General features: G+C 66.1%; 8 protein-coding genes. 5 read left to right on the top strand and 3 right to left on the bottom strand.

Annotated features, from left to right (window positions below):
• Positions 1–214: hypothetical protein (locus E8A12_RS13345; protein WP_293369486.1), on the bottom strand; the 214-nt coding region annotated here is incomplete at its 3' end.
• A 263-nt stretch (positions 215–477) separates the two neighbouring features.
• On the opposite strand from E8A12_RS13345, the gene E8A12_RS13350 reads away from it, so the two are divergent.
• Entirely contained in the window at positions 478–708 is a 231-nt protein-coding gene (locus E8A12_RS13350) for a hypothetical protein (RefSeq protein ID WP_293369488.1), read from the top strand.
• A gap of 126 nt (positions 709–834) precedes the next feature.
• Here the strand turns inward: E8A12_RS13350 and E8A12_RS13355 are convergent, their stop codons facing one another.
• Both E8A12_RS13355 and E8A12_RS13360 read right to left on the bottom strand, forming a co-directional pair.
• Complete coding sequence (locus E8A12_RS13355) at positions 835–1101, bottom strand: hypothetical protein (protein WP_293369489.1); 267 nt, start codon at positions 1099–1101, stop codon at positions 835–837.
• The gene (locus E8A12_RS13360; protein WP_293369491.1) at positions 1098–1985 is read right to left on the bottom strand and encodes a LysR family transcriptional regulator; all 888 of its coding nucleotides are present in this window, start codon (positions 1983–1985) and stop codon (positions 1098–1100) included. Before E8A12_RS13360 ends, E8A12_RS13355 begins: the two co-directional genes overlap by 4 nt.
• A 99-nt stretch (positions 1986–2084) precedes the next feature.
• Between E8A12_RS13360 and E8A12_RS13365 the strand changes: the two genes are divergently transcribed.
• From E8A12_RS13365 to E8A12_RS13380, 4 genes are all read left to right on the top strand, one after another.
• The gene (locus E8A12_RS13365; RefSeq protein ID WP_293369493.1) at positions 2085–3500 is read left to right on the top strand and encodes an aldehyde dehydrogenase family protein; all 1416 of its coding nucleotides are present in this window, start codon (positions 2085–2087) and stop codon (positions 3498–3500) included.
• Positions 3501–3580: 80 nt separating this feature from the next.
• Positions 3581–3940 carry a hypothetical protein gene (locus E8A12_RS13370; RefSeq protein WP_293369495.1) on the top strand — a complete coding sequence of 120 codons (360 nt, stop codon included), beginning with the start codon at positions 3581–3583 and terminating at the stop codon, positions 3938–3940.
• Positions 3940–4395 carry a DUF305 domain-containing protein gene (locus E8A12_RS13375; RefSeq protein WP_293369497.1) on the top strand — a complete coding sequence of 152 codons (456 nt, stop codon included), beginning with the start codon at positions 3940–3942 and terminating at the stop codon, positions 4393–4395. Before E8A12_RS13370 ends, E8A12_RS13375 begins: the two co-directional genes overlap by 1 nt.
• A gap of 8 nt (positions 4396–4403) precedes the next feature.
• The coding region (locus E8A12_RS13380) for a YncE family protein (protein WP_293369499.1) at positions 4404–5247 on the top strand (844 nt) is incomplete at its 3' end.

Here is a 5247-nt window from a genome sequence, read left to right on the forward strand (position 1 = left end):
GGTCGGAGACGGTCGTGTCGAAGGCGCCTAACGCCTGCGACATCTCACTGGCAACATCCGCAGCCTGAAAGGGCTTAGCTGGGGTGCAGTAGGTCCCCTTGGGTGAAGCCGTGACGCTAGGCTGCAGCGCGAGCTCGTTCACATCGACGCTCGCACAGCCTCCGAGGAGGGCGGACAGCGACATGCACGCGATGAGAGCGGGTCCAATCTTCATGGCGCAGTTCCAGCTTGCGGACGGGTACAGACGCAAACTCAGACGAGTGCACTCAATGCGAGAACTTTCGGAGCATTCCATCGAAAATGGAACGACGCAAGGTCAAGCTTGACAGCGTCTCAGCTGCAACGTCGGCGCCAGGTTGCGGGTCCGCCTCCGTCGTCAGCGTCGCGCCATGAGCGGACGGTGGGTGACGGTCAGGAAGCAGACGCTCACGCTGATTTGCTCTATGGCAAATGGAGTTCATACGTAGGCGAGCAGCAATGGTCCTGGAAGAAATCGACGCGAACTTGGATGCCCTCGCCAAGGCTCATCCAACCGTCAAAGTGATCCGATTGGGCGATGGTGTCGTTCCCGTCTTTATCGCCGAGATGATTGCCAGAGGCGAAGTTCTTCCCATGGACGGCACGCCGACCTCCTACGCCGGCATTCCGGTTGAAGTCAGCGCGATCGATCCCACTGGTGTCGCGATTGAAAGCGAACCGTCTGACTGAGGCGCAGACTTCAGTCCGAGCCGAGACTTCTGCGCCGCGCCAGCGGCGGCCATTGGGATTTCAGCGGACTTCGTACTTCCGGCGAGTGGGCCCCAGCGGCGACGCTCCGAGACTCAGCAGTCCCCCTCAGGCGCCATCATCTTCTGCTGCACCGGCCGATTGGCCGAACCTTTCCCACCAAGGCAGCACCTCGACCATGCGGTCGATAAACGGATATGGCCTGAGCTCATCGGTCTTTCGGTTACCATCGAGCAGACGTGCAGAGAGCATCTTGCCGCCCTCATCGAGTTCCGATGACTCTTTGATCGCCGCGAGCAGAACGTCGGGTTCGCCTCGCCGCCAGGAGCAGGCATTGAGATCGATCCTGAAACTGCACTTTTGACTGGAGGTCATTTCGCCTCTCGAACCAGATCGATGAATGCCCGCAACCGCGCCGGCATATTGCGGCGGCTGGGATAGTAGAGACAAAGGCCCGGATAGGCCGGTGACCAGTCTTCTAACACTGCGACCAGCCGCCCGGCGGCGATGTGCTCGGCTGTGGCGGGATCGGAGAGATAGGCTAGCCCCTGGCCGGCCAGAGCGGCCTGAAGCATCAGGTCGCTCTCGTCCAGCGTCAGGTCACCGGGCACGTCGAGTTCCAGGCTCTGCCCGCGCTTCTCGAACTCCCAGCGATAGATCGCCCCGCTGGCCATGCGCGCACGGATGCAGCGGTGCGTCATCAGGTCCTGCGGCGTCTTCGGTCGCGCCCGACCTTCGAAGTAAGCCGGGGAGCCGACGACGATCGAGCGCATCGTGCGGGTGATGGGCACGGCGACCATGTCCGGCGGCAGGAATTCCGCCAGCCGCACGCCGGCGTCGAAGCCCTGGCCCACGACGTCGACCAGGGCGCCCTCGGTGACGACCTCGACGTCCACCTGCGGGTAGAGCCGCATGAACTCGAAGATCAAAGGCGCCAGGATCACGCGCGCAGCGCCCGGCGCCATGTTCAGCCGAAGCAGCCCCGACGGCTCTGCGCGATGTTCCTCGATCCGCGCGATCGCTGCGCCGATCGCCGCCAACGCCGGCACGACATCGGCGACGAATTGCTCGCCTTCCGCCGACAGGGCGACGCTGCGGGTCGTGCGGTTGAACAGGCGCACGCCCAACCGCGTCTCAAGCGCCGCCACCGCGTGGCTGAGCGCCGATGACGCCATCCCCAGTTCGCGCGCCGCCGCCCGGAAGCCGCCCCTGCGCGCCACCGCCACCACCGCTTCGAGCTCGATCTGACTGGCTCTCATTGCGCGATTTTCTGTATCAGTCTGTGCCGATTTGATCGGCTTATCAGATCATCTGCGCGAGGTCACCTTTCCGGACATTGGACAAGGAAGGAGATCCCTATGCGCACCCTCGATAAGATCTACATCGACGGCCAGTTCGTCACGCCGCACGGCGAGGAGCTGTTCGACCTTTTCAACCCCGCCACTGAGGAACAGATCGGCCAGGTCCGTCTGGGCGATGCGGAAGACGCCCGGGCAGCGGTCGCCGCGGCGAAGCGGGCCTTCCCCGCCTTCTCACACACGAGCAAGGCAGAGCGGATCGCGATGCTGCATCGCCTGCACGACGCGGTCGCCCCGCACGCCGAGGCGTTGGCCGCGGCCATGGTCGCGGAATATGGCGCGCCGGCCTATTTCGTGGACTTCTCCGCGCGGCGATCGGCGAGCGTCTTCCTCGACATGGCCAAGACGCTGGAGGACTTTGACTTCAGCCAAACGATCGGCCGGGCCGAGGTCACCCTCCAGCCGCTGGGCGTTGTGGCCGCAATCACGCCCTGGAACAGCAACTACGGCTTCATCTGCGGCAAGCTCGCCGGCGCAATCGCCGCCGGCTGCACCGTCGTCATCAAGCCCAGCGAGATGAGCGCCACCCAGACCGACGTCCTGATGCAGGCCCTGCACGAGGCCGGGCTGCCCCCGGGGGTCTTCAACATCGTCAACGGCCGCGGCGACGTGGTCGGCGCAGAACTCAGCTCGCATCCCGACATCGCCAAGGTCACCTTCACCGGCTCGACCGCGGTGGGCCGCACGATCCTGCGCGCCGCCTCGGAGACCATGAAGCGGGTGACCCTGGAGCTGGGCGGCAAGGGCCCGAACATCATCCTGGAGGACGCCGACCTGGAGGCCGCGATACCGACCGCGGCGATGATGGGTTTCGGCAACAGCGGCCAGGCCTGCGTGGCGGGCACGCGGATCCTCGCGCCGAAATCGCGCCTGCCGGAGATCCTGGAGCGGCTGAAGACCACTGTCGCAGCCGTGAAGGTCGGTGACACCACCGATCCGTCGGTCATGATCGGCCCGATGGTCAGCCGCAAGCAGTGGGACCGCGTTCAGGGCTACATCCGCCTGGGTCAGGAGGAAGGCGCCCAACTGCTGATCGGCGGTGAGGGCCGGCCGGACGGGTTGGATCGCGGCTGGTTCGTGCGGCCGACGGTCTTCATCGGCGTCACCAACGACATGCGCATCGCCCGCGAGGAGATCTTCGGGCCCGTGCTCAGCGTCATTCCGTTTGAGAATGAGGAAGAGGCGATCGCCATCGCCAACGACACGATCTACGGCTTGCAGGCTTATGTGGCGAGCTCCGACCTGGCCCATGCCCGCGCCGTGGCCGATCGGCTGGAAAGCGGCCGGGTGGTGATCAACGGCGCACCGCACGAGCCACTCGCGCCCTTCGGCGGCTTCAAGCAGTCCGGCATCGGCCGCGAGTATGGCCGGTTCGGGTTGGAGGCCTATCTGGAGCCCCGCGCGGTCCTTGCGTGAACCCGAAGCGGTGGGCCCGAGGTGGATCCCTTGGGCCCGGCAGGACTCGAACTGCCGAGGAGAATTGACCAACTCGAAAGATGAATACCAACAATTGTACCAACACCAAGATTCTGGCGCACGCGCGCCCTGCGTCAGGTCCGAATAGTGCGACGAGCGGACTTCGACTTTCGGCCTTTGAGTTGCCTGAAGACTTCGAAGCCGGAAGCGGGGGCTCGCCGGTCGCCGGTCCAGGCAGCGGTGATCAAGGGCAGCCGTCAACGCCGCTGCACCGCCGGCGTGCGGCGCTGCAAGCAACCGGGCGCAGCGTGAAGATCGGCGCCCAGCCGGCGGACATCGTCGTCCCGCAGTTCGGTCCGGCGGTCCGGATCGCGCGCGATGAGCTGGCGGTCGCGCCGCGCGGCGCGCCTAGATCGAACCGGCCGAAGGAGCAGACGTAGTGATCCCCGCGAACCACGACACGCGCCTCTACCGGCCCTCCCGCCCCGCACGGTTGCGTCGGATCCTCCAGGGCCTTGGCTGCTTGGCGCTCGCGCTCCTGACCGCGGGGGCGCCCGCCTCGCCCGAGGCGCCCTTCCTGGCGGAGAACGCAGCCGCCATGGACCGCATGATGGCCGGCATGGCGGTCAAGCCGACCGGCGACACCGACCAGGATTTCGTCTCGATAATGGAGCCGCATCACCGCGGCGCCGTCGAGATGGCGCAGGCTGAACTCCGCCACGGCCACAACGAACAGCTCCGCCGCATCGCCCAGGAGATCATTGTCGAGCAGCAGCAGGAGATCGTCGCCATGCGGGTCGCCACGGGCCGGCCGTTGCCGCCCTCGGCGCCGGCGCCGGACCAGCAACAGCCCGTTCCCATGGCCGGCATGGCTATGACCCACAAGCAGCCATGAGGCGCGCGATGAACCATCCTCTGACCCCAGTTCTCCTGGTGATCGCCCTTGGCGTCGCGGGCGGTGCGCTCGGCGCGCAGGTCCCCGGGCCCGCCAGGGCGCCGGACATCCCGGTAAGCCACCGCGACCGCGTCTACGCCTCCGAACAGTTCTCCAACACGGTCTCGGTGATCGACCCCGCGGACAACACCCTGCTCGGCGTCATCCGGCTGGGGGATCCGCAGCCCGGCAACTTCAGCCCCCTCTACAAGGGCCAGGTCCTGGTCCACGGCATGGGCTTTTCGCCGGATCATCGAACGCTGGCCGTGGTCTCGATAGGGTCTAATTCCGTGACCTTCATCGACACCGCCACCAACGCCGTGAAGCACACGGCCTATGTCGGCCGCTCGCCACACGAGGCCTTCTTCACCCAGGACGGAACGGAGGTCTGGGTCACGGTCCGCGGCGAGAACTATGTTGCGGTGCTGGACAGCCGGACCTACCGGGAGAAGACGCGGATCATCACCCAGCCTGGGCCGGGCATGACGATCTTCTCGCCTGGCGGCCGCTACGGCTTTGTGTGCAGCTCGTTCAATCCCGAGCTGGCGGTCGTCGATGTGAAGGCCCACGTCATCGTCGCGCGCGTCCCGCAACCCAGCCCGTTCTGCCCGGACCTGGCGGCCAGCCCGCAGGGCGACCAGCTCTGGTACACCCTGAAGGACGTGGGCAAGGTGGTGGTGATCAGCGCCCGCCCGCCCTTCGCGACGCTCAAGGTCATCGATAGCGGCCCCATCACCAATCACGTCAACCTGGTCGACAACGCCCACGGGCGCTTCGCCTATGTGACCGTTGGCGGCCGCAACGCGGTGCAGG

The sequence above is a fragment of the Phenylobacterium sp. genome (assembly GCF_004799395.1).
Taxonomy (GTDB): Bacteria; Pseudomonadota; Alphaproteobacteria; order Caulobacterales; family Caulobacteraceae; genus Phenylobacterium.

What these genes read in the sequence shown, in the direction of transcription:
- E8A12_RS13350 (WP_293369488.1), top strand. Translation starts at nt 478, where the DNA reads ATGGTCCTGGAAGAAATCGACGCGAACTTGGATGCCCTCGCCAAGGCT.
- E8A12_RS13355 (WP_293369489.1), bottom strand. Translation starts at nt 1,101, where the DNA reads ATGACCTCCAGTCAAAAGTGCAGTTTCAGGATCGATCTCAATGCCTGC.
- E8A12_RS13360 (WP_293369491.1), bottom strand. Translation starts at nt 1,985, where the DNA reads ATGAGAGCCAGTCAGATCGAGCTCGAAGCGGTGGTGGCGGTGGCGCGC.
- E8A12_RS13365 (WP_293369493.1), top strand. Translation starts at nt 2,085, where the DNA reads ATGCGCACCCTCGATAAGATCTACATCGACGGCCAGTTCGTCACGCCG.
- E8A12_RS13370 (WP_293369495.1), top strand. Translation starts at nt 3,581, where the DNA reads ATGAATACCAACAATTGTACCAACACCAAGATTCTGGCGCACGCGCGC.